The organism is Streptomyces sp. NPDC013457, from assembly GCF_043089925.1.
Lineage (GTDB): Bacteria > Actinomycetota > Actinomycetes > Streptomycetales > Streptomycetaceae > Streptomyces.
Map to the genome: position 1 here is coordinate 465,353 of NZ_JBICBL010000004.1, position 23,334 is coordinate 488,686.

A 23,334-nucleotide genomic window follows, 5' to 3' on the forward strand; every position below is an offset into this window, starting at 1 on the left:
GCGGTGGGGCCCCCGCGGGGGGCCCCGGGCGCGGGGGTGGGGTCCCCCCCCGGCCCCCCCCGGGGGGGGGCCCCCGGGGGGGGGGGGGGCCGGGGGGGGGGGGGGGGGGCCCCCCCCCCCCCCCCGCCCTCCCTCACGTCCCTCAGGCCCCGGAGACCTCGGCCAGGTAGGCGGACGTCTTCTCCGGGTCGAAGAAGAAGTTCTCGAAGTCCGCCGGGTCGTTGAAGCCGTTCGCGAAGCGGTCGGCGACCGGCTGGAGGCCGCCCGCGGCGCCGAGCAGGTTGAGGACGTGCTCCGGCGGGACGCCGAGCATCGCGTTCGTCCACTTGGTGACGTGCTGGGCCGTGTCCCAGTAACGGTCGAACGTGGCCTGCATCCACTCCTCGTCGAACGGCTTGTCGCCGTGCTCGACGATCGACGCCAGGTAGGCGGCGGCGCACTTCGAGGCCGAGTTCGAGCCCTGGCCGGTGATCGGGTCGTTGGCGACCACGACGTCCGCGACGCCCAGGACCAGACCGCCGCCGGGGAGGCGGCCGATCGGGTTGCGGACGGTCGGGGCGTAGCGGCCCGCGAGGGTGCCGTTGGCGTCGGTCAGTTCGACCTTGGTGGCGCGCGCGTACTCCCAGGGCGTGAACTTCTCCATCAGCTCCAGGGTGAGCGACAGGTGCTCCGCCGGGTCCTTGACGCCCTGGAAGACGTCGAGCGGACCGCCGGGGATGCCCTCCCAGAAGAGGATGTCCGCACGGCCCGAGGTGGTCAGCGTCGGCATGACGAAGAGCTCGCCGACGCCGGGGACCAGGTTGCAGCGTACGGCGTCGAAGTCCGGGTGCTCGGGGCGCGGGCCGAGGCCGTGGACGTACGCGACGGCCAGGGCCCGCTGCGGCTCGCCGTACGGGGAACGCGCGGCGTCCCGGCCGAACATGGAGACCAACTCGCCCTTTCCGGCGGAGACGAGCACCAGGTCGTACGTGCGGGAGAAGAAGTCCAGGTCGGAGACTGCCGCGCCGTGGATGACGAGCTGCCCTCCGCGCTGGGCGAAGGTCTCCATCCAGCCGGCCATCTTCACGCGCTGGTCCACGGACTGGGCGTAGCCGTCGAGCTTGCCGACCCAGTCGATCACACGCTGCTCCGGGCCGGCGACGGAGACGCCGAGTCCCTCGATCCGGGGGGCCTGGGACTCCCAGAAGTTGATGCCGAGGTCACGCTCGTGCTGGAGGGCGGTGTCGAACATGCACTGGGTGGACATGACCCGGCCGGCCCGGATCTCGTCCGCCGTGCGGTTGGACATGAGGGTGACTTCGTACCCCTGCGACTGGAGTCCGAGGGCGAGCTGGAGACCGGACTGACCGGCGCCGACGATGAGTATCTTCCGCATGGCGGGTGTTCCTTACGAGGGGTCCGACTATTCGGGGGAGGATTCGAGCGCGTGCCCGACCATCGCGAGCAGGGTCTCGACGACGCTGTACCGCTTGCGCGCGTCCATGATCACGACGGGTACGTGCGGGGGAACCGTGAGGGCCTCCCGGACGTCCTCGGGCTCGAACCGCTCGGTGCCCTCGAAGTGGTTGACGGCGACGATGTACGGCAGCCCGCAGCTCTCGAAGTAGTCGAGGGCGGCGAAGCAGTCGGTCAGCCGGCGGGTGTCGGCGAGCACGATCGCGCCGATCGCGCCCCGCACCAGGTCGTCCCACATGAACCAGAAGCGCTGCTGGCCGGGCGTACCGAAGACGTACAGCACGAGGTCGTCGTCGAGGGTGATCCGGCCGAAGTCCATCGCCACGGTCGTGGTGAGCTTCTCTGGCGTCGCGGAGAGATCGTCGGTCTCCTCGCTGGCCTGCGTCATCAGGGCCTCGGTCTGGAGCGGGGTGATCTCCGAGACGGCCCGGACGAAGGTCGTCTTGCCGACCCCGAACCCGCCCGCGACGACGACCTTGGTCGCGATGGGGGCCCTGGTGTGGTCGAGCTGCCAGTCCCGGGCGCCGTCCTCCGTGGCGACATCGGCGGGCCGGGGCTGCGCGGGGATTCCGGCGGACGCCGGGGCTACGGCTTCAGAGACGGCGGAGTCCACTCAGCACCCTTTCGAGGAGCGCGCGGTCGGGCTGGCCGGTGCCGTGACCGGTCCCGTACACACGGATCTTTCCCTGGTCGGCCAGGTCGCTGAGCAGCACCCGGACGACACCCAGCGGCATCTTCAGGAGCGCCGAGATCTCCGCGACGGTACGCATCCGGCGGCAGATCTCGACGATGGCCCGCATCTCCGGCATGAGCCCGCGGGCGGCGGGGCCGCCGTCCGTCAGGACCTTGCGCTCCGGCGCCGCCTCCAGCGCCGCGACGAACGTCTCGACGAGCAGGACGTGACCGAAGCGGGTGCGGCCGCCGGTGAGGGAGTACGGGCGTACGCGCGCGGGGCGGCGGCCCTCCCCCCGTAGCGGCAGCTTGTGGGCGTGGTAGACCGACGGCACGGACGTCACTGGGCGCTCTCCATCGATTTGCGCAGCTCACTGCGGAGTTCGGGGGTGAGTACGTGTCCGGCGCGGCCGACGAAGAGGGCCATGTGGTACGCCACGACGCTCATGTCGCAGTCCGGCTCGGCGTGCACGCCGAGCAGCGAGCCGTCGCTGATGGACATGACGAAGACACTGCCCTCGTCCATCGCCACCATCGTCTGCTTGACCCCGCCGCCGTCCATCAGCCGGGCGGCGCCGACGGTGAGGCTGCCGATCCCGGAGACGATCGTGGCGAGGTCGGCGCTCGATCCCCTCGGTCCGGCCGGGCGCCGCTCGGCGGGCGCGGCGTTCTGAACCGCCGGGTCGGACGACAGCAGCAGGAGTCCGTCGGAGGAGACGACGGCGACCGAACGGACCCCGGGCACCTCCTCGACGAGGTTGCCCAGCAGCCAGTGCAGATTGCGGGCTTCCCTGCTCAGTCCGAATGTTCCGGTCGCAGTCAACTGCGTGCCTCCTCGACTGTGTCCCCCGTCTTCTCCTCGGTACGCGCGGTGTCCACGGCCGCGTTCTCGGTCTCGGTCTCGGCCGTGGTCCCGGCCTTCTCGGTCTCGGCCGTGGTCCCGGCCTCGGCCCTCTTGGTCTCGGTGGCGGCCGCCCCGATCTCGGCCTCCACGTCGCGGCGCCCTTCCTTGGCCCCCTGGTGGAAGCCGCCGAGCCGGCGGCGCAGGGCCTCGGCGTCCACTCCGCCCGTACGGGGGGTGGGCGAGGTGCCGGCCTGCTGGACGATCCGCGGTGTGCGCTTGGGCAGGCCCTTGTCCGTGAGCCGCTGGGCGCCGGGACCGGCCTCCTCGGAGGCGCGCTCGTGGGCGTCGGGCTCCGGGGGCGGGTCGGGCAGGCGGACCTGGAGGGTGGTCTCGGCGAGCGTGGGTCCGTCGGCCTCGGTGCGCTCGGCGGGTCCGTCGGCCTCGACGGCTCCGTCGGCCTCGGTTCGCTCGGCGGGTCCGTCGGCCTCGACGGCTCCGTCGGCCTCGATGGGCTCGGCGTGCCCGGTGGGCTGCGCCGGCACGGCGGGTCCGGCCTGCTCCGGGGCGGCCTCGCCGGCCTCCACGGTCTCCGCGGCCTCCGCCGCCGCCCTCGTCTCCTCCGCCGCCGCCTCGAAGGCGCGCTCCGCGGCCTCCACGAGCGGGTCGCGGGTGCGGGACGGCAGGGTGTTGGAGTTGGCCTCGGCGACCGAGCCCGGAAGGTTCAGCGTGGGGGCCGCGCCCGCGACCGGGACGACCGGGGGGCCCGCGGTCGGCGGGGCCGACGGGAGGAGCGGGAGCGGCAGGACGACGACGGCCGCGATACCCCCCTGCTTCTGCTCCCGCAGCTGCACCCGTACGCCGTGACGCGCCGCGAGCAGGGCGGCGACGCGGATGCCGAGCCCCTCCCCCGCGACGTCGGCCGGATCGGCCTCGGCGAGCCGGGCGTTGAGCTCGGCGAGCCGGGACTCGGTCATGCCGATGCCCTCGTCCTGGACGGAGAGCATGACCTCGCCGGACTCCAGGAGCCAGCCCGAGAGCTGGACCTGGGTGTCGGGCGGCGAGAAGGAGGTGGCGTTCTCCAGGAGTTCGGCGATCAGGTGGCTGAGGTCGTCCGCGGCGAAGCCGGCGATCTGGGCGTGCGGCGGCAGGGACTGGATCGCGACCCGCTCGTACCGCTCGATCTCGCTGACGGCGGCGCGCAGCACGTCCACGAGCGGGACGGGCCCGGGGTGGCCGTGGACGTGCTCGTGGCCGGCGAGGACGAGGAGGTTCTCGCTGTGGCGGCGCATGACGGTCGCCATGTGGTCGAGCTTGAAGAGGGTGGCGAGCCGCTCCGGGTCCTGCTCGCGCTCCTCCAGCTTCTCGATCACTCCGAGCTGGCGCTCCACCAGTCCGAGGCTGCGCAGCGAGAGGTTGACGAAGGTGTGGTGGACGCTGTGCCGGAGCCGTTCGAGCTCGGCGGTGAGGAGCGCGGTGTGGCCCTGGAGTTCGGCGCGCTGGGCGGCGAGCTCCGCGGTGAGGGCCTCGCGGGCTCCGGTGAGGTCGGCGCGCTCGCTGTCGAGCTGCGCGGTGCGCCGGCCGAGGTCGGCGAGCTTGCCGTGGAGGGTGTTGAGGGACCGTACGACCTGGGCGAACTCGTCGTTGCGGCCGGTGAAGCGGACCGGCTCCTCGCTCTCCGGCTCCGGGGCCGCGGCGAGACGGGCGGCACCGATGCGCAGGACGGCGAGCGGGCGGGTGAGGGTGCGGGCGACGTAGGTGGAGATGCCGATCGCGACCAGGAGGCAGCCGCCGAGGAAGGCGATGCGGACCTCGAGCGCGGTGACGTCGTCGTCGCGGAGCTGGGAGAGCCGCTCCACCCTTGTGGCGGCGAGGGCGGACTCGACGCCGCGCATCTGCTCGACACGGGCGGAGAGCGCGGCCTCCAGCTTCTCCGGGTCGGTCTTGCGCTCGGACTTGCTGAGCTCCGGCTGGTCGGTGAGCCGCGCCAGGAGCCGCTCGGCGTTCTTGACGTCGGGGCCGGTGACGGTGGCGGCGAGGGAGTCACGTCCGGCGCTGGAGGCGGCCTGGTCGAAGTCGGCGAGGGTGGCCAGTTCGCGGACCCGGGCCTGCTGGGCGGCGGCCGTGAGGGCGTTGCGGATCCGCTCGGCCTCGTCGGCGCCCTCCGCCTTGACGGGGACGTACGTGCCGGTGACCGGGTCGTAGGTGACACCGCTGGACTCGGGCTGGGGCACGGCCAGGGCGGCGAGGAGCAGTCCGCGCGTGGCGGACGCCTGCTCGACGGCGCGGCCGAGGGCGGCGGGCGCCCTGGTGTCCTGGGCGGCGCGGGCCGGGGTCTGTTCGGCGAGCTCGTCGGCGAGGGCCTGGAGCTTGGCGATGACGTCCGTGTACGCCTTGTGGGCCTCCAGGGCGGTGCCCTTGCCGGTGAGCGCGGTACGGCGGATGGAGGGCAGGCCCGCGAGGTCGCGGCGCAGCTCGGCGGGGGCGGTGGGCCGGATCTCGTCGATCTGGCGGTCGACGCGGGTGGAGCGGGCGCTGGTGACCTGCCGCTTCTCGTCGCTGTCGCCCTTCTGCTCGTCGCGGCCCGCGGCGATGTACGCGACGACCTCGTCGCGCTCGTCGGCGAGGGAGTGCGCGAGGGTGACGGCCTGGCGGTCGAGTTCGGCGAGGGTGACCAGGCTCTGGGAGTCGTTCAGTTCGCCGGAGGCGGTGAGGACCGCGGGGGCGCCGGCGGCGAGGACGGTGACGCCGACGAGGGCGACTCCGGCGACGAGGCGGTTGCGGACGCGCTTGGACCGGCCCGGCTTCGCCTGCGGGGGCACGGCGGCGGCACCCGTGCCCGGCTGTGCGGGGACGACGACAGGGCCCGTGGCGCCGCCCGTGCTCAGCGGGTCACCGGGGGCCTGGCTCCGGCTGCCGTTGTTGCTCCGAGGCCGCTTCTTCTGCACCGGTGCTCGCATTCTCGACTCGTCCGCCCATGAAGCAGAGGTGACGACCGGTCATGTGCTAGAGCGCCCCCACCCCTGGTACGGCTTCCGACCATTCCAGCGCTTCTGGGAAGGGGACGCGCATCGGCCGCTCCGCCACCCGAACGAGTGAACAACACTCCTGAGTTGGGGAACAACTTCCGGCCGCGCCGTCCGCGCGCCCGCGCGGGCTGCCGGTTGGATCTTCCGCCCGACCTTTGGCAGGATGCGCGCCCGCAGCTTGCCGGAGGTTCCGCTTCCGCCTCTCGGGCGGCCCTGGAGAGCCTGGTGCGAGGCCCGTTCGTCTCTATGGAGACGCCGTGAAGGTGCCGTGCGGGCACGGTCGGCCGGAGGCAGACTGGGGATCATGCGCACCGAAGCCGCAACCCTCCCCGGCCACCCCGAACGCCCCAACGAGGACTGGGCGGCCACGGCTCTTCCCGCGTACGGCGCGGGCGGGACGGTGGTGGTCCTCGACGGGGTGACACCGCCGGCGGGCGATGACGGTTGTGTGCACGACGTGCCGTGGTTCACCGCCCGCCTCGGCGGCGCGCTGACCGAACTGTCCGCTTCGCGGCATGACATGACGCTGAGCGGGATCCTCTCGGAGGCAATCCGGCGCACCGCGGACGCCCACCGCGACAGCTGTGACCTTTCTCACGTCCGCACGCCCCAGGCGACTGTGGCGATGGCGCGTTGGGACGCGGTGACCGTCGAGTACCTGGTGCTGTCGGACGCCGTGCTCCTCCTGGCGGCGCCGGACGGGTCCGTACGGGCGGTGCTCGACGACCGTCTCGACCGGATCCCGGACGCGGTCAGGCGTTCGCTGGAGGCGACGGACCGGCTGCGGAACCGCGAGGGCGGCTTCTTCACGGCCGCGGCGGACCCGTACGTGGCACGGCGGGCGGTCACCGGAACGGAGCCCCGTGCGGCCGTACGGGCACTGGCGGCGCTCACGGACGGGGCGGCGCGCTGGGTGGAGCTGTTCGGGCAGGGCGACTGGGCCGACTGCATGGGGGTGCTCGGCAAGGAGGGCGCGCACGGACTGCTGGCGCGCGTCCGGTCGCTGGAGGAGGGGAACGAGGCGGCGGGCCGACCCCTTCGCGGGAAGCTCCACGACGACGCGACGGCGGCGTACGCGGTTCTCTGAGGCGGCCCCGCCCGGCCCCGCCCGGACGCACCCGGACGCACCCGGCCCGGAGGCACCCGACCCGGACGCACCCGGCCCGGGCCGGGGCTCAGCCCTCGGCGCGGGTGTTCAGCTGGTGGAGCAGGCGCGCCAGTTCGGCGACCTCGCCGCGGTCCCAGTCGGCGAGCTTGCGGACGTACCGCCCGCGCCGCGCGTCCCGCACCCGCCGGAAGCGGAGCCGGCCCTCCTCGGTCAGCCGGACGAGCGAGGCGCGCCCGTCGGCGGGGTCGGGGTCGCGGGCGACGAGTCCGAGTTCTTCCAGGGCGCGCAGCTGGCGGCTCATGGTCGCCTTGCCGACGCCGAAGTAGCCCGCGAGTTCGGTGGCGCGCTGGGGCCCGGTGTCGTCGAGCCGTACGAAGAGGCCGTACGCGGAGGATTCGAGCTCGGGATGGACCTCGCGGGCCATCTCGCCGGACTGGGCGCGGGCGCGGCGCAGAAAGACCGCCAGTTCCCGTTCCAGGGCCAGGAATTCCTGGTCCACACCACTCCTCGCCGTGGGTTCGCCTTCACTCCCCGTACCGCTTCCGTGCACGTCAGCACCCCTCGCGCGCTTTCCGGTCGCTGAAAGTTTCTTTCGTCCGCGGTCATCGCCGCAGCTCCTTCAGTATTTCGCAGGCATAGACCAACGGCGGCACCCGGCCCCCCTTCCGCCGAACCGGTCTACGTGCGTAGCGTCATCGGTGACATGTCCACACCAGGACTGTCCCGGCACGCTCCCCCACCGAGCCTTTCGGAGGCACGCAATGCCCGTGCACAGATCCGGAAAGACCCTCGCCGGCGCCGCTCTCGCGGCCCTGGCCCTCCTCCTGCCCCTCACCCTCTCCGGCCCCGCGAACGCTGCCGACGCCGACGCCGTCCCCCCACGCGGCTCCGCCCACATGGGCATGGGTGTCGTCGAGCACGACGGCCGGAGCGGCACGCCCGGAACGCCCCGGGCGGCCCAGACCGAAGGCGTGGACGTCTCCAGCCACCAGGGGAACGTGGCCTGGTCGACGCTGTGGAACAGCGGGGTGAAGTGGGCTTACGTCAAGGCGACGGAAGGCACCTACTACAAGAACCCCTACTTCGCGCAGCAGTACAACGGTTCGTACAACGTGGGCATGATCCGCGGCGCGTACCACTTCGCCACCCCGGACACGACGACGGGCGCGGCGCAGGCGGACTACTTCGTCGACAACGGCGGCGGCTGGTCGAGGGACGGCAGGACCCTGCCGGGTGCGCTGGACATCGAGTGGAACCCGTACGGCGCGACCTGCTACGGCAAGTCGCAGTCGGCGATGGTCACATGGATCCGCGACTTCCTCAACCGCTACAAGGCGCGGACCGGTCGTGACGCGGTGATCTACACGGCGACGAGCTGGTGGACACAGTGCACGGGCAACTACGGCGGTTTCGGCGCGAGCAACCCGCTGTGGGTCGCGCGGTACGCGTCGACGGTCGGCACGCTGCCGGCCGGCTGGGCGTACTACACGATGTGGCAGTACACCTCGACCGGTCCGACGGTCGGCGACCACAACCGCTTCAACGGCGACCTCTCGCGGGTACAGGCGCTGGCGAACGGCTGAGCAGGCCTTCGCCCTCGTTCGGCGGTCCCCCGGGTGCGCGGCGGCGCGCCCGGGGGACCGCCTTCGCCTTTCCCCTCCGCCTCCCTGCACTCTCCCCGTCATTTTCGCTCCCCCTCTTGCCGATTGGTATGGACCAATGCGAGTCTCTGGGGCGACGCGTGCGGCTTTCAACTTCCGTACGCCACCCGCTCATTGCTCGTTCCGTCCTCCCCCACGCACGAGAGAGAGCCCCGACATGCCGTCCTCGTACCGCCGCACCGCCGCAGCCGTCACCCTGTCCGCGGCCGCGCTGATCCCCCTCACCCCGTCCACCGCGGGCGCGCACGGCGCCGTCTTCAACCCGGTGAGCCGGGTCGCGGCCTGTTACGCGGAGGGGCCCGAGTCCCCCGACTCACAGGTCTGCAAGGACCTCGTCGCCGACTCCGGCACGCAGCCGCTCTACGACTGGAACGAGGTGAACATCGCCAACGCGAACGGGCAGCACCAGGTGGTCATCCCCGACGGCAAGCTCTGCTCGGCCAACCGCGAGAAGTACCGCGCGCTGGACTGGGCCCGGACCGACTGGCCCGCGACGGCGGTCGGGGCGGGATCCTTCGACTTCAAGGTGCGGGTCACGGCGGCGCACTCGGGCACGATGACGGTCTACATCACCAAGCAGGGCTTCGACCCCACGAAGCCGCTGAAGTGGTCGGACCTGGACGCGACGCCCGTGGCCACCTACGCCACGCCGCGCACCTCGGCGGACGGCTACTACAACTTCACCGGCAACCTGCCCGCGCGCACGGGCCGCCACATCGTCTACAAGGTCTGGCAGCGCAACGACAGCCCGGAGGCGTTCTACAGCTGCTCGGACGTCACCTACGGCGGTGCGACGACGGTGGCGGGCTCGGCGCCGAGCGAGGCCGGGATCGCCGCGGGCGCCGACCGTTCGACGGTGAGCCACGCGGGCCACGGTGGCGACGAGCAGGCCCCGGCGCTCTCCGCCGAGGCCGCGCGCACCTCCCCGTCCCCGCTTCCCCTGGCCCTCGCCGGAGCGGGCGCCCTGGCGGCTTTCGCCGCGGGCAGCCTGCTCCTGACGCGGCGCCGGAACGTGTCGTGACGGTACGGCCGGATCGGCAGGCTCCTCGTCAGACGCTCCGGCCCGTGGTGGAGGCGAAGCCGAGCCAGGTGTGACGGTTGTTCCACCAACACCATCCGACCTTCGGGGCGTTGCGCCGCTCGCGGCCGTCCCGCCCGGTCCCGTTGCTGATCCAGATCGCCGGGGTGCGTGCGTCGAAGGCGCCGTTCGCCTTGCGGAGCCGGGAGCCGATGGTCATGAAGCAGAGGTTCCGCTCCAGGGCCGCCGGCTGCTGGATGACCCAGTGGATGCCCTCGCTGAGCAGCAGCGGGGTGCGGTCCTCGGCGGCGAGGGCGGGCAGCGCCTCGTCGGGGCTCCAGTTGGACATGCGGTCTCCGCGGTCGACGCCGGAGACGAGGTAGAGGGGAGCGTCCGGCAGCTCGACGGTGTCGAGCGGCGCGAAGTCGTCGACGTCGGGCATGTCGACGACGACGAAGCCGGGCTTGTCGTCACGGCGGAGCAGCGGCGCGAGGGCGGAGGCGGGCGCGCGGTCGGGGTGCACGGCGAGCAGGGCGTCCACCCGCCCGCCGCCGGCTCCCGTGGCGAAGGCACGCAGCTCGTCCGCCGGAATCCCGGCGAGCTCGTGCACCCCGAGCTCGATCAGCCGCTCCGCCTGGGCGGTGAGCGACGGGAGGGCTGTGAGCGACGGGAGGGTGTGCGGGGGCGACGGGAGGGTTTGCGGGTCGGGGCCGGTCGACGGCGTCTGGGTCAAGGCACTCCTCGGTCCGTGGTGCGAGTGGTCGGCAGAGCGTCAACGGAGCGCCCTCCCTCGATGTTCCCGCCCCGCGCGCCGCCGGGCACGGGAGAAGCGGGGCGCCCCGGTGAGGGGCGCCCCGCTTCTCGCAGCCGCCGGAACCGCGAGCGGCGCCGGCGGCTGCGACCGGAACCCCTTACGCGGCCGCGCTCACCGTCACCTCCGCGGGCGCGAGGGCGATCTCCAGGACCTGGCGGACGTCCGTCACCGGGTGAACCTCCAGCTTCTCCAGGATCTCGGCCGGGACGTCGTCCAGGTCCGCCTCGTTCCGCTTCGGGATCACGACCGTCGTGATGCCGGCCCGGTGGGCCGCGAGCAGCTTCTGCTTCACACCGCCGATCGGGAGGACGCGACCGGTCAGCGACACCTCACCGGTCATCGCCACATCCGTCCGGACCAGCCGGCCGGAGAGCAGCGACGCCAGCGCGGTCGTCATCGTGATGCCCGCGCTCGGGCCGTCCTTCGGCACCGCTCCCGCCGGGAAGTGGATGTGCACGCCCCGGTCCTTCAGGCCGATCACGGGCAGCTCCAGCTCCGCGCCGTGCGACCGCAGGAAGGAGAGCGCGATCTGCGCCGACTCCTTCATGACGTCGCCCAGCTGGCCCGTCAGGGTCAGCCCCGCAGCGCCCGTCTCAGGGTCGGCGAGCGACGCCTCCACGAAGAGGACGTCACCGCCCGCGCCCGTGACGGCCAGCCCGGTCGCCACGCCCGGCACCGCCGTGCGGCGCTCGGCCGGATCCTGGGCCGACTCCGGGATGTGGTGCGGACGCCCGATCAGCCCGCGCAGATCGTCGACGCCGACCGCGAACGGCAGCTCCCGGTCGCCCAGTTCGTGCTGCGCCGCGACCTTCCGCAGCAGCCTCGCGATGGACCGCTCCAGGTTCCGTACGCCCGCCTCACGGGTGTACTCGCCCGCCAGCTTCCGCAGCGACGCGTCCTCGAGGACCACCTCGCCCGGCTCCAGACCCGCGCGCTCCAGCTGCCGGGGCAGCAGGTGGTCGCGGGCGATGACGACCTTCTCGTCCTCCGTGTACCCGTCGAGGCGCACCAGCTCCATCCGGTCGAGCAGCGCCTCCGGGATGGCCTCCAGGACGTTCGCCGTCGCCAGGAAGACGACGTCGGAGAGGTCGAGTTCGACCTCCAGGTAGTGGTCGCGGAAGGTGTGGTTCTGCGCCGGGTCGAGGACTTCGAGGAGCGCGGCCGCGGGGTCGCCTCGATAGTCCGAGCCGACCTTGTCGATCTCGTCGAGCAGGACCACCGGGTTCATCGACCCGGCCTCCTTGACCGCCCGCACGATCCGGCCCGGCAGCGCGCCGACGTACGTACGGCGGTGGCCGCGGATCTCCGCCTCGTCCCGTACGCCGCCGAGCGCGACGCGGACGAACTTCCGCCCCATCGCGTGCGCGACGGACTCGCCCAGCGACGTCTTTCCGACACCGGGCGGGCCGACCAGGGCCAGGACGGCGCCGCCGCGACGGCCGCCGACGACCCCGAGCCCGCGCTCGGCGCGCCGCTTGCGGACCGCCAGGTACTCGGTGATCCGTTCCTTCACGTCGTCCAGGCCCGCGTGCTCGGCGTCGAGCACCGCCTTGGCGCCCTGGATGTCGTACTGGTCCTCGGTCCGTTCGTTCCACGGCAGTTCGAGGACGGTGTCGAGCCAGGTGCGGATCCAGGAGCCCTCCGGGGACTGGTCGCTGGACCGCTCCAGCTTCTCGACCTCCTTGAGGGCCGCCTCCCGTACGTTCTCGGGCAGGTCGGCGGCCTCGACGCGGGCCCGGTAGTCGTCGGACTCGTCGCCGTCCGTCTCACCGTTGAGGTCGCGCAGCTCCTTGCGTACGGCGTCGAGCTGGCGCCGCAGCAGGAACTCCCGCTGCTGCTTGTCGACGCCCTCCTGGACGTCCTTCGCGATGGACTCGGCCACGTCCTGCTCGGCCAGGTGCTCGCGGAGCAGGGCCGTCGCGAGCTTGAGGCGGGCGACCGGGTCGGCGGTCTCCAGGAGCTCGACCTTCTGCTCCAGGGTGAGGAACGGCGAGTAGCCGGAGTTGTCGGCGAGGGCGGACACGTCGTCGATCTGCTGGACACGGTCCACGACCTGCCAGGCGCCGCGCTTCTTCAGCCAGCTGGTGGCCAGCGCCTTGTACTCCTTGACCAGCTCGGTCACGGAGCCGGGCAGCGGGTCGGGGAGGGCCTCCTCGACGACGGTGCCCTCGACCCAGAGGGCGGCGCCGGGGCCCGTCGTACCGGCGCCGATCCTGACGCGGCCGCGGCCGCGGATGAGCGCGCCGGGGTCGCCGTCGGACAGCCGGCCGACCTGTTCGACGGTGCCGAGGACGCCGGTCCCCGCGTACGTCCCGTCTACCCGGGGCACGAGGAGCACCCTGGGCTTGCCCGCCCCGGAAGGGGCGGCGGCCTGGGCGGCCTCGACCGCCGCGCGTACGTCGTTGTCGGACAGGTCGAGCGGCACCACCATTCCCGGCAGCACGACCTCGTCGTCGAGCGGCAGCACAGGCAGAGTGAGCGGCGCGGACGCCATGGACTCGGAAGCCATGATCTCCCCTTCGGCAGTCAAGTTGAGCTATGTGGACTCAATGCACATGAGCCTTGGGTTGTTCCCCGAGCGGCGTTCGCTCTGAGCGATCGGGGCACGGCAGGACGTATCGGATTCGGCCGGCCGTAGGCTGGATTCCTTCGCGAGCGAGGACGAGGAGACCGAGGTGACCGAGGTGACGACCGGGACTGCCGGGGCTGCCGGGGCTGCCGGGGCTGCCGGGGCTGCCGGGGCGACGCTGGCGCGGGTCATGACCGACCTGGCCGGGCTCGAGGACCCGAAGATGCGCGCGGCGAACGAGAAGCGCGGTGACGATCACGGCGTGAACCTCACCCGGCTGCGCGCGCTCGCGAAGGAGCTCAGGACGCAGCAGGATCTCGCCCGCGACCTCTGGGCGACGGACGACACCGCCGCGAGGCTTCTGGCGCTGCTGATCTGCCGCCCGAAGGCGTTCGGGCGGGACGAGCTGGACACCATGGTGCGTGAGGCGCGGGCCCCCAAGGTGCACGACTGGCTCGTGAACTACGTGGTGAAGAAGAGCCCGCACGCCGAGGAGCTGCGCCTCGCCTGGTCGGCGGACCCGGACCCGGTGGTCGCGAGCGCCGGGTGGGCGCTGACCGCCGAGCGTGTGGTGAAGAAGCCCGCCGGCCTGGACCTCGACGGACTGCTCGACGTCGTCGAGGCGGAGATGAAGGACGCCCCCGACCGGCTGCAGTGGGCGATGAACGCCTGCCTGGCCCAGATCGGGATCCAGCACCCCGAGCATCGCGCCCGCGCGGTGGGCATCGGCGAGCGCCTGGAGGTCCTCAAGGACTACCCGACCGCCCCGAACTGCACCTCTCCCTTCGCCCCCACGTGGATCGCCGAGATGGTGCGCCGCCAGGAGGCCGGCCGGCCGTAAGGGGTGGGGCGGGGCGCCGGGCGCCGGTATCCCGCGCATCGGGAAAAACACGCGGAACTGCAACCTCCGTACCCTTCCCGTGCGTTCACCGGTCGTGACGACGAGTTATCCCGGGTGCGGGCAGTGCACCGAGGACCGGCCGGCGGTCGAGGACGACGCGTGCGACGGGCAACTCGTCCACGCCGTCGCCGACGGCGACAAGGACGCGCTGTCCCGGCTCTTCGCCCGGCACGCGGGCCCCCTCTTCGCCCATCTCCTCAACCGCGGCTTCCCCGCCCAGACCGTCGAGGACGCCGTCCAGGAGACCTTCCTGACCGTGTGGAAGAGCGCCTCCGGCTTCCACGAGGGCAGCGTCCCCGCCTGGCTGCGGCGAATAGCCCACTGCCGCGCGATCGACCTCGAACGGGCCGCCGGCCGCCAGCGGGCCCTCGCCGACAGGGCCCGGGAGCACACGCCCGCCTCCGCCGGAACCGCGCCCTCGGCGGAGGAGTGCCTGCTGGCCTCCTCGCCCCGTTACGCGGCCGTCGCGTACGCGCTCGCCGGGCTCCCGGCCCCGCAGCGCGAGGTCATCGAGCTGCGCTACCTCCAGCACTACAGCGTCCGCGAGACCGCCGAGCGCCTGGCCGTCCCCGAAGGCACGGTCAAGGCCCGCGCAGCCCGCGGCTGCGCCCGGCTGCGCGAGTGGCTCGTGGCCCAGGGCGAGGCGGAGGCGATGGACGGCGCCCGGGGGAACGGCGGGGGCCCGGGAACGGGTGGAGGAGGTGCCCATGACCTCGACCGGGTCCCCCGCCCCCGCCCGTGACGGGGCCACCACCCCGGCTCCGGACCGGGCCGCCGCCCCGGCTCCGGACCAGGTCCCGGCCTCCGCATTCGCCTCCACCTCCACCTCCACCCGGATCCTCGCCGTCGTCCCTCACCAGGCCTCCGGCCCCACTCCGCCCCCACCTCCGAAAGCGGCCCCCGCATGACCGAGTTCTCGCCCCCCGTCACCCCCGCGCCCGCCCCCGCGTCCACGTCCCTGCCCACACTCGCCCCCGCGCCCGCGCCCGCGGGGCATCGGCATCTGCCCGCGGACTGGGTGGAGGCGTACGCCCGCGGGGAGCTCTCCACCGACGTCCTCGGCCACGCCGAGGCCCATCTCGAACGGTGCAGAGCGTGCGCGGACGCCGTCGACCTGGCGGTACGGAGCGGGCCGTACGGTCCCCGCCTCGATGCCGCGCTCGCGGCCCTGGTCAACCGGGTCGGGTGAGGGCAGGATCGTGTCCATGACGTTCAAGGGCGGTAACGCGAGGCTCTGGGCCGCGTCGGCGGCGCTGGTTCCGGTACTGGCGCTGACCGGCTGCGGCGACCAGGGCACCCCGCCGGGGCCCGCCGCGCCCCGGGAGGGAAGCCCGGCATCCGCATCGGTACCGACTCCGGACCGGACCGGCGACGTCTCCGTCCCGCCGGTCCCGACCGCGACGGACGGGACCGTGCACAACGACCACGAGCCCGGTCCGCGCGAGGTCCTCGTCGAGGTGAACGTCAACGGCGGGCTCGCCGGCGTCCGCAACCAGCTGGTCGTCCACTACGACGGCAGCTACACCACCCGCTCCGGGACGGAGGAGCCGCGCGCGGGCCGTATGACCGCCGCCGAAGTGGCCGAGCTGCGCGCGGCGCTGGAGGACCCGGCGTACGCCAAGGTCCCCGCCCGGCCGACGGGCGCGACCGTCCAGGACGGTTTCCGGTACGTCTTCACGTACCGGTACCGCGTCGTCGTCGCGGCGGACGGCGAGCGTCCTCCCGCCCTGCAACGCGTCTTCGAGGCCCTGCCCGACGGCGGCCCCCCGACCGGCCCCTGACGGCCCTCACGCCCGGACCCCTCACCGGGCGCCCGGGAGCCCCTCCCCCGTCGCCGAGATCCCCCTCAACTGGCGGTCCAGGTACTCCCGTACGCGCCCCGGCATGTCCATCGCCCCGGGATCCAGCGCCCACTGGAGCTGCAGACCGTCCATGACGGCGAGCTGCTCCTGCGCGACGGTCCGGCAGTCGACGCCCTCCCGCAGCTCCCCGCGCCGCACCGCCGCCTCCATCAGGTCGACGGTGTGGCGCAGCACGCGCGCGTACCGCTCCTTGAAGTAGGCGTGCCGAACGGGCGGCGGCGCTGATCGCCGACTACGGGGCGGGCGACGACGCCCTGCTCGACGTGGCGTTCGGCCGGGCGACGGCGGAGGGGCGGCTCCCCTTCGAGCTGCCGCGCTCGATGGCGGCGGTGGAAGCGGCCCGCCCCGACGTCCCGAACGACACGGCGGACCCGGTCTTCGCCCATGGCCACGGCCTGTCGATCTGAGACCGGATCCAACGGACCGGATCCAACAGATCGGATCCGGCCTCGCAGATCCGAGATCGCTGGATCCAATAGATCGGATCCACGATCCGATATCCAGGATCCGATCCCCTTCGACCGCGGGGTTCCTGACGACCCCGCACCCGGTCCGGGGCCGGCCCGTGGGGTCCCGGCCCCGGACCGCTCTCTTCCGGTTGTCCCGGCCACCGGCATCCCGCAAGGATGGACGGCCACGACGACCCCGAGAGCCCGATCGGAGCGAGTACCCATGTCCCAGCCCGTCACCCTCGACCGCCGCGAGGGACCGTACGGCGAGGTCGTGCTGCGCCGGCGCGACGAGCACTTCGAGATCATCGCCAACGGCACCTTCCTGATGGACACCTCCGACGGCCGCTCGGAGCGGCTGCTGATCGACGCGGCGATGGACGCGCTCGGCGGCCGGCCCGGCACCTCCGTGCTGATCGGCGGGCTCGGCGTCGGCTTCTCCCTCGCACACGCCGCCGCCGACCCCCGCTGGGCCAGGATCGTGGTCGTCGAGCGCGAGCAGGCGATCATCGACTGGCACCACGAGGGACCGCTGGCCGCGATCTCCGGAGCGGCTCTGGCCGATCCGCGCAACGTGATCCTTCACACGGACCTGGTCGAGCACCTCCACACCTCCCCGGACCACTACGACGCCCTCTGCCTGGACATCGACAACGGACCCGACTGGACGGTGACCGAGGACAACCAAAGCCTTTACTCCGCCGAGGGGTTGGAGGCCTGCGCACGGCGCCTGAACCCGGGCGGAATCCTCGCCGTGTGGTCCGCCCGGCCGTCCGCCGATTTCGAAGAGTCATTGCGGAATGCCGGATTCAGCGGGGTACGGACGGAAGAGATCCCGGTTGCCCGGGGCGTCCCTGACGTGGTGCACCTCGCCGTAAGGCCTGCGTAGCCGGGACGCTCCCCGTGCCTCTAGGCTGCTGGCCGACACCAGCGATGCGAGGCGGGGCAATGGAGCAGACACACACCACTCATCACGGTGCGGCGGCCACTCCGGGTGCGCAGCGACGAGTGCTGGTCGTCGAGGACGACACGACGATCGTGGAAGCGATCTCCGCGCGGCTGCGCGCGGAGGGCTTCCTCGTCCAGACGGCGACCGACGGCCCGGCGGCCGTGGACGCTGCCGAGGCCTGGCAGCCCGACCTGATGGTCCTCGACGTGATGCTGCCCGGCTTCGACGGCCTGGAGGTCTGCCGCCGGGTCCAGGCGCAGCGTCCGGTCCCGGTCCTGATGCTGACCGCGCGGGACGACGAGACGGACATGCTGGTGGGGCTCGGCGTCGGCGCCGACGACTACATGACCAAGCCGTTCTCGATGCGCGAGCTGGCCGCGCGGGTCCACGTCCTGCTGCGCCGGGTGGAGCGCGCCGCTCTGGCGGCCGTGACCCCGCGGAGCGGGATCCTGCGCCTCGGCGAGCTGGAGATCGACCACGCGCAGCGCCGGGTCAGGGTCCGCAACGACGACGTGCATCTGACGCCGACCGAGTTCGACCTGCTGGTCTGCCTGGCGAACACCCCGCGCGCGGTCCTCTCCCGCGAGCAGCTGCTCGCCGAGGTCTGGGACTGGGCGGACGCCTCCGGTACGCGCACGGTCGACAGCCACATCAAGGCGCTGCGCCGGAAGATCGGGGCCGAGCGGATCCGTACGGTCCACGGCGTCGGTTACGCACTGGAGACGCCGGCGTCATGAGACGCCGGGGGCAGCGCCCCGAGCGCCGGAGCAGGCGCCGGATCGTGATCTCGATCAAGACCAAGCTGGGCACGCTGGTCGTCGGGGCGGTCCTGCTGACCTCCGGGCTCGCGCTGGTGGCGATCCGGACCTCGACGGAGTTCCGCTACATCACGATCTTCGCGATGATCGCGACGCTGTTGATCACCCAGTTCGTGGCGCAGTCCCTGACGGCGCCGCTGGACGAGATGAACACGGTGGCCGGGTCGATCTCACGCGGCGACTTCAGCCGGCGCGTGCGCGGCGCGGACCGCCGTGACGAGCTGGGCGACCTCGCCTCGACGATCAACCGCATGGCGGACGACCTGGAGGCGGTCGACCTGAACCGCAAGGAGCTGGTCGCCAACGTCTCGCACGAGCTGCGCACCCCCATCGCCGCCCTCCGCGCCGTCCTGGAGAACGTCGTCGACGGCGTCTCCGAGGCCGACCCGGAGACGATGCGGACGGCTCTGAAGCAGACCGAACGGCTCGGCCGGCTGGTCGAGACGCTGCTCGACCTGTCACGTCTTGACAACGGTGTCGTCACGCTCAAGGCACGGCGTTTTGAAGTCTGGCCGTACCTCTCCGGCGTGCTCCGCGAAGCCAACCTCGCCGCCTCCCAGCGCGGTCTGTCCTCGACGTCGGGGCTGCACAACCGTACGGACGTCCATCTGCACCTGGACGTCTCACCGCCCGAGCTGACCGCGCACGCGGACGCCGAGCGGCTGCACCAGGTGATGGCGAACCTGATCGACAACGCGGTGAAGCACTCCCCTCCGCACGGCCGGGTGACCGTACGTGCGCGACGCGGGTCGTGGCCGGACTCGCTGGCCCTGGAGGTCGAGGACGAGGGCCCGGGCATCCCGGAGTCGCTCCGCCACACGGTCTTCGAGCGGTTCAACCGGGGGCAGGTGCCGGCGCAGTCCGGCAAGGGCAGCGACGGCGGTACGGGTCTGGGGCTCGCGATCGCCCGCTGGGCGGTGGATCTGCACGGCGGCGAGATCGGCGTGGCCGAATCGTCACGGGGCTGCCGGATCCAGGTCACTCTTCCGGGAAGCATTCCGGCGCGCGATTGACGTAGGGTCGAACCGGAAGCACATGTTCTGCGTGTACATGAACAGGACACGATCAGGACGTGGTCAGGGATGCGTGCCTCACGGGCCGCAACCCGGGTCTCCTGTACCCACGGGAGGCAGAACCACGCTTGTTTCCCGCCATTCCCTGCCCCGAAACACCGCGTCAAGTGTGACTTGCGCGACGTTGGAGCTGCCCGGCCTGCACCTGTCGGTCAGGGAGGCGTAGCCTTTATTTCCGCTGTCCATCACCTTGTGAAGCGGAAGAGGGCGGTTACCGCCGTGTCGTCTCAGTCCCCCAGTACCCCGAGTACCTCCACCGGCCAAGACGGGCAGGGTCAGAACCCTGCGACCGCCTTCGGCGCCAATGAGTGGCTCGTCGACGAGATCTATCAGCAGTACCTCCAGGACCCGAATTCGGTCGATCGCGCCTGGTGGGACTTCTTCGCCGACTACAAGCCCGGTGCGACGGAGACTCCGGCCGCCGCGCCGCAGGTGAGCCCCGCACAGGCCGCACCTGCCGCGCCCGCCGCTCCGGCGCCCGCCCAGGCTCCCGCCAAGGCCGTCCCGGCCCCGGCCGCCGCTGCCCCGGCCGCTGCCGCCCCGGCGCCCGCCAAGCCCGCCGCGGCGGCTCCGGCGAAGCCCGCCGCCGCCGCTCCGGCGCCCGCGAAGGCCGCGCCCGCCGCGAGCACCGGCTCCACCGGAGCGGCTGGCGCCGCGCGCCCTGCCGCCGAGGCGCCCGCCGGCCCCGAGCTGATCACGCTGCGCGGCCCCGCCGCCGCCGTCGCGAAGAACATGAACGCCTCGCTGGAGGTGCCGACGGCCACGTCCGTCCGCGCCGTCCCGGTGAAGCTGCTCTTCGACAACCGGATCGTGATCAACAACCACCTGAAGCGCGCCCGGGGCGGGAAGATCTCCTTCACGCACCTCATCGGCTACGCGATGGTGCAGGCGATCAAGGCCATGCCGTCGATGAACCACTCCTTCGCGGAGAAGGACGGCAAGCCGACCCTGGTCAAGCCGGACCACGTGAACTTCGGCCTCGCGATCGACCTGGTGAAGCCGAACGGCGACCGCCAGCTCGTCGTCGCCGGCATCAAGAAGGCCGAGACGCTGAACTTCTTCGAGTTCTGGCAGGCCTACGAGGACATCGTCAAGCGCGCCCGCGTCGGCAAGCTGACGATGGAGGACTTCACCGGCGTCACGGTCTCGCTGACCAACCCCGGCGGCCTCGGCACCGTCCACTCCGTGCCGCGTCTGATGCCCGGACAGTCCGTGATCATGGGCGTCGGCTCGATGGACTACCCGGCCGAGTTCCAGGGCACCTCCCAGGACACCCTGAACAAGCTGGGCATCTCCAAGGTCATGACCCTGACCTCGACGTACGACCACCGGGTCATCCAGGGCGCCGCCTCCGGCGAGTTCCTGCGAGTCGTCGCGAACTACCTCCTCGGCGAGGAGGGCTTCTACGACGAGATCTTCAAGGCCCTGCGGATCCCCTACGAGCCGGTCCGCTGGCTCAAGGACATCGACGCCTCGCACGACGACGACGTCACCAAGGCCGCCCGCGTCTTCGAGCTGATCCACTCCTACCGGGTCCGCGGCCACGTCATGGCCGACACCGACCCGCTGGAGTACCGCCAGCGCAAGCACCCCGACCTGGACATCACCGAGCACGGCCTCACCCTGTGGGACCTGGAGCGCGAGTTCGCGGTCGGCGGCTTCGCCGGCAAGTCGATGATGAAGCTCCGCGACATCCTCGGCGTGCTGCGCGACTCGTACTGCCGCACCACCGGCGTCGAGTTCATGCACATCCAGGACCCGAAGCAGCGCAAGTGGATCCAGGACCGCGTCGAGCGCTCGCACTCCAAGCCGGAGCGCGAGGAGCAGCTGCGGATCCTGCGCCGCCTGAACGCGGCCGAGGCGTTCGAGACCTTCCTGCAGACCAAGTACGTCGGTCAGAAGCGGTTCTCCCTGGAGGGCGGCGAGTCCGTCATCCCGCTGCTCGACGCGGTCATCGACTCCGCCGCCGAGTCCCGCCTGGACGAGGTCGTCATCGGCATGGCCCACCGCGGCCGCCTGAACGTCCTGGCGAACATCGTGGGCAAGTCGTACGCGCAGATCTTCCGCGAGTTCGAGGGCAACCTCGACCCGAAGTCGATGCACGGCTCCGGCGACGTGAAGTACCACCTGGGCGCCGAGGGCACCTTCACCGGCCTGGACGGCGAGCAGATCAAGGTCTCGCTCGCCGCCAACCCCTCGCACCTGGAGGCGGTCGACCCGGTCCTGGAGGGCGTCGTCCGCGCCAAGCAGGACGTCATCAACAAGGGCGGCACGGACTTCACCGTCCTCCCCGTCGCCCTGCACGGTGACGCGGCCTTCGCCGGCCAGGGTGTCGTCGCCGAGACGCTGAACATGTCGCAGCTGCGCGGCTACCGCACCGGCGGCACGGTCCACATCGTCATCAACAACCAGGTCGGCTTCACCGCCGCTCCGGAGTCGTCGCGTTCCTCGATGTACGCGACCGACGTGGCCCGCATGATCGAGGCGCCGATCTTCCACGTGAACGGCGACGACCCGGAGGCCGTGGTCCGCGTCGCGCGGCTCGCCTTCGAGTTCCGCCAGACGTTCAACAAGGACGTCGTGATCGACCTCATCTGCTACCGCCGCCGCGGTCACAACGAGGGCGACAACCCGCAGTTCACCAACCCGCAGATGTACAACCTGATCGACAAGAAGCGTTCGGTGCGCAAGCTGTACACCGAGTCGCTGATCGGTCGCGGTGACATCACGCTGGAAGAGGCGGAGCAGGCGCTCCAGGACTTCCAGGGCCAGCTGGAGAAGGTCTTCGCGGAGGTCCGCGAGGCCACCTCGGCGCCGGCCCCGGCGCACGTCCCGGACGCCCAGCCGGAGTTCCCTGTCGCCGTCACCACCGCGGTCTCCCAGGAGGTCGTGAAGCGGATCGCCGAGTCGCAGGTCAGCATCCCGGAGCGGATCACGGTCCACCCCCGTCTGATGCCGCAGATGCAGCGCCGCGCGGCCTCCATCGACGACGGCACCATCGACTGGGGCTTCGGCGAGACCCTCGCCATCGGCTCGCTGCTGATGGAGGGCACCCCGGTCCGGCTGTCCGGCCAGGACTCCCGCCGCGGCACCTTCGGCCAGCGCCACGCGGTCCTGGTGGACCAGGAGACCGGCGAGGACTACACCCCGCTGCTCTACCTGGCCGAGGACCAGGCCCACTACAACGTCTACGACTCGCTGCTCAGCGAGTACGCGGCCATGGGCTTCGAGTACGGCTACTCGCTGGCCCGCCCGGACTCCCTGGTCATCTGGGAGGCCCAGTTCGGTGACTTCGTCAACGGCGCGCAGACCGTCGTGGACGAGTTCATCTCCTCGGCCGAGCAGAAGTGGGGCCAGACGTCGGGCGTCACGCTGCTCCTGCCGCACGGCTACGAGGGCCAGGGCCCGGACCACTCGTCCGCACGCCCGGAGCGCTTCCTCCAGATGTGCGCGCAGGACAACATGACGATCGCCATGCCGACCCTGCCGTCGAACTACTTCCACCTGCTGCGCTGGCAGGTCCACAACCCGCACCACAAGCCGCTCATCGTCTTCACCCCGAAGTCGATGCTGCGTCTGAAGGCCGCGGCGTCGAAGGTGGAGGAGTTCACCACCGGCGGCTTCCGCCCGGTGATCGGCGATGCGACGGTCAACCCGGCCGACGTCCGCAAGGTCGTCTTCTGCGCCGGCAAGGTCTACTACGACCTGGAGGCCGAGCGGCAGAAGCGCGGTGTCACGGACACGGCGATCATCCGTCTCGAGCGCCTGTACCCGCTTCCGGGTGCCGAGCTCCAGGCCGAGATCGCCAAGTACCCGAACGCCGAGAAGTACCTGTGGGCCCAGGAGGAGCCGGCGAACCAGGGTGCGTGGCCGTTCATCGCGCTGAACCTGATCGACCACCTGGACCTGGCGGTCGGCGCCGACATCCCGCACGGCGAGCGCCTGCGCCGGATCTCGCGTCCGCACTCCTCGTCCCCGGCGGTCGGCTCGGCCAAGCGCCACCAGGCCGAGCAGCAGCAGCTGGTCAACGAGGTCTTCGACGCCTGATCCGCTGTTCCGGTACGCACGGAGGCCCGGCACCCCGCGAGGGGTGCCGGGCCTCCGGCGTGTCCGGG

The 23,334-nt window shown here is 72.1% G+C and carries 21 protein-coding genes and 1 pseudogene; 13 read left to right on the forward strand and 9 right to left on the reverse strand.

Features of this window, described 5'->3' with window-relative positions; genetic code table 11:
- Positions 1 to 142: 142 nt before the first annotated feature.
- From ACF1G2_RS13915 to ACF1G2_RS13935, 5 genes are read right to left on the reverse strand one after another with little or no spacing between them, the layout of a single operon-like run.
- Positions 143 to 1,375, reverse strand: a complete 1,233-nt coding sequence (locus ACF1G2_RS13915) for a styrene monooxygenase/indole monooxygenase family protein (RefSeq protein WP_391798463.1) — start codon at positions 1,373 to 1,375, stop codon at positions 143 to 145.
- Positions 1,376 to 1,402: 27 nt separating this feature from the next.
- Positions 1,403 to 2,068, reverse strand: a complete 666-nt coding sequence (locus tag ACF1G2_RS13920; protein ID WP_391798464.1) for an ATP/GTP-binding protein — start codon at positions 2,066 to 2,068, stop codon at positions 1,403 to 1,405.
- Positions 2,049 to 2,471: a DUF742 domain-containing protein gene (locus ACF1G2_RS13925; RefSeq protein WP_391798465.1), complete on the reverse strand. Its 423-nt coding sequence runs from the start codon at positions 2,469 to 2,471 to the stop codon at positions 2,049 to 2,051. Before ACF1G2_RS13925 ends, ACF1G2_RS13920 begins: the two co-directional genes overlap by 20 nt.
- On the reverse strand, positions 2,468 to 2,950 hold the full coding sequence (locus ACF1G2_RS13930; protein ID WP_391798466.1) for a roadblock/LC7 domain-containing protein: 483 nt from the start codon (positions 2,948 to 2,950) through the stop codon (positions 2,468 to 2,470). Before ACF1G2_RS13930 ends, ACF1G2_RS13925 begins: the two co-directional genes overlap by 4 nt.
- Positions 2,947 to 5,916, reverse strand: coding sequence for a nitrate- and nitrite sensing domain-containing protein (locus ACF1G2_RS13935; RefSeq protein WP_391798575.1), 2,970 nt, complete (start codon positions 5,914 to 5,916; stop codon positions 2,947 to 2,949). Before ACF1G2_RS13935 ends, ACF1G2_RS13930 begins: the two co-directional genes overlap by 4 nt.
- A 385-nt stretch (positions 5,917 to 6,301) precedes the next feature.
- On the opposite strand from ACF1G2_RS13935, the gene ACF1G2_RS13940 reads away from it, so the two are divergent.
- Positions 6,302 to 7,084: a hypothetical protein gene (locus ACF1G2_RS13940; RefSeq protein WP_391798467.1), complete on the forward strand. Its 783-nt coding sequence runs from the start codon at positions 6,302 to 6,304 to the stop codon at positions 7,082 to 7,084.
- Positions 7,085 to 7,172: 88 nt separating this feature from the next.
- Here ACF1G2_RS13940 and ACF1G2_RS13945 read toward each other — a convergent pair whose 3' ends face one another.
- Positions 7,173 to 7,655, reverse strand: a complete 483-nt coding sequence (locus tag ACF1G2_RS13945) for a MarR family transcriptional regulator (RefSeq protein ID WP_352189036.1) — start codon at positions 7,653 to 7,655, stop codon at positions 7,173 to 7,175.
- A 211-nt stretch (positions 7,656 to 7,866) separates the two neighbouring features.
- Between ACF1G2_RS13945 and ACF1G2_RS13950 the strand changes: the two genes are divergently transcribed.
- Positions 7,867 to 8,688 (forward strand): lysozyme, encoded by an 822-nt coding sequence (locus ACF1G2_RS13950; protein ID WP_391798468.1) that lies wholly within the window; start codon positions 7,867 to 7,869, stop codon positions 8,686 to 8,688.
- Positions 8,689 to 8,923: 235 nt separating this feature from the next.
- Positions 8,924 to 9,787 carry a lytic polysaccharide monooxygenase gene (locus tag ACF1G2_RS13955; protein WP_391798469.1) on the forward strand — a complete coding sequence of 288 codons (864 nt, stop codon included), beginning with the start codon at positions 8,924 to 8,926 and terminating at the stop codon, positions 9,785 to 9,787.
- 28 nt (positions 9,788 to 9,815) lie between these two features.
- Here ACF1G2_RS13955 and ACF1G2_RS13960 read toward each other — a convergent pair whose 3' ends face one another.
- Both ACF1G2_RS13960 and lon read right to left on the reverse strand, forming a co-directional pair.
- The gene (locus ACF1G2_RS13960) at positions 9,816 to 10,409 is read right to left on the reverse strand and encodes a DUF5701 family protein (RefSeq protein ID WP_391798576.1); all 594 of its coding nucleotides are present in this window, start codon (positions 10,407 to 10,409) and stop codon (positions 9,816 to 9,818) included.
- A 286-nt stretch (positions 10,410 to 10,695) separates the two neighbouring features.
- Positions 10,696 to 13,107, reverse strand: coding sequence for an endopeptidase La (gene lon / locus ACF1G2_RS13965; protein ID WP_391798470.1), 2,412 nt, complete (start codon positions 13,105 to 13,107; stop codon positions 10,696 to 10,698).
- A 250-nt stretch (positions 13,108 to 13,357) separates the two neighbouring features.
- On the opposite strand from lon, the gene ACF1G2_RS13970 reads away from it, so the two are divergent.
- The 5 genes from ACF1G2_RS13970 (at position 13,358) to ACF1G2_RS13990 (ending at position 15,849) form a co-directional block, all read left to right on the forward strand.
- A complete protein-coding gene (locus ACF1G2_RS13970; protein ID WP_391798577.1) occupies positions 13,358 to 14,008 on the forward strand; it encodes a DNA alkylation repair protein in 651 nt (216 codons plus the stop codon).
- Between the two features lie 79 nt (positions 14,009 to 14,087).
- On the forward strand, positions 14,088 to 14,810 hold the full coding sequence (locus ACF1G2_RS13975; protein ID WP_391798471.1) for an RNA polymerase sigma factor: 723 nt from the start codon (positions 14,088 to 14,090) through the stop codon (positions 14,808 to 14,810).
- On the forward strand, positions 14,776 to 14,976 hold the full coding sequence (locus ACF1G2_RS13980) for a hypothetical protein (RefSeq protein ID WP_391798472.1): 201 nt from the start codon (positions 14,776 to 14,778) through the stop codon (positions 14,974 to 14,976). The genes ACF1G2_RS13975 and ACF1G2_RS13980 overlap by 35 nt, the downstream gene beginning before the upstream one ends.
- Positions 14,973 to 15,257: a hypothetical protein gene (locus tag ACF1G2_RS13985; RefSeq protein ID WP_391798473.1), complete on the forward strand. Its 285-nt coding sequence runs from the start codon at positions 14,973 to 14,975 to the stop codon at positions 15,255 to 15,257. The genes ACF1G2_RS13980 and ACF1G2_RS13985 overlap by 4 nt, the downstream gene beginning before the upstream one ends.
- Before the next feature lie 16 nt (positions 15,258 to 15,273).
- On the forward strand, positions 15,274 to 15,849 hold the full coding sequence (locus tag ACF1G2_RS13990; protein WP_391798474.1) for a hypothetical protein: 576 nt from the start codon (positions 15,274 to 15,276) through the stop codon (positions 15,847 to 15,849).
- Between the two features lie 21 nt (positions 15,850 to 15,870).
- Here the strand turns inward: ACF1G2_RS13990 and ACF1G2_RS13995 are convergent.
- A pseudogene (locus ACF1G2_RS13995) lies at positions 15,871 to 16,113 on the reverse strand (TetR family transcriptional regulator C-terminal domain-containing protein); the annotation flags it as partial.
- Positions 16,114 to 16,193: 80 nt separating this feature from the next.
- Here ACF1G2_RS13995 and ACF1G2_RS14000 point away from each other — a divergent pair.
- The 5 genes from ACF1G2_RS14000 to ACF1G2_RS14020 all read left to right on the forward strand — a co-directional run bounded on the left by ACF1G2_RS14000 (position 16,194) and on the right by ACF1G2_RS14020 (position 23,266).
- Complete coding sequence (locus tag ACF1G2_RS14000) at positions 16,194 to 16,337, forward strand: hypothetical protein (RefSeq protein WP_391798581.1); 144 nt, start codon at positions 16,194 to 16,196, stop codon at positions 16,335 to 16,337.
- 265 nt (positions 16,338 to 16,602) lie between these two features.
- On the forward strand, positions 16,603 to 17,268 hold the full coding sequence (locus ACF1G2_RS14005; RefSeq protein WP_391798475.1) for a spermidine synthase: 666 nt from the start codon (positions 16,603 to 16,605) through the stop codon (positions 17,266 to 17,268).
- Between the two features lie 59 nt (positions 17,269 to 17,327).
- Positions 17,328 to 18,065 (forward strand): response regulator transcription factor, encoded by a 738-nt coding sequence (locus ACF1G2_RS14010; RefSeq protein ID WP_391798476.1) that lies wholly within the window; start codon positions 17,328 to 17,330, stop codon positions 18,063 to 18,065.
- Entirely contained in the window at positions 18,062 to 19,159 is a 1,098-nt protein-coding gene (locus ACF1G2_RS14015) for an ATP-binding protein (protein WP_391798477.1), read from the forward strand. Before ACF1G2_RS14010 ends, ACF1G2_RS14015 begins: the two co-directional genes overlap by 4 nt.
- 279 nt (positions 19,160 to 19,438) lie before the next feature.
- Complete coding sequence (locus ACF1G2_RS14020; RefSeq protein ID WP_391798478.1) at positions 19,439 to 23,266, forward strand: multifunctional oxoglutarate decarboxylase/oxoglutarate dehydrogenase thiamine pyrophosphate-binding subunit/dihydrolipoyllysine-residue succinyltransferase subunit; 3,828 nt, start codon at positions 19,439 to 19,441, stop codon at positions 23,264 to 23,266.
- The last annotated feature ends 68 nt before the right edge of the window (positions 23,267 to 23,334 follow it).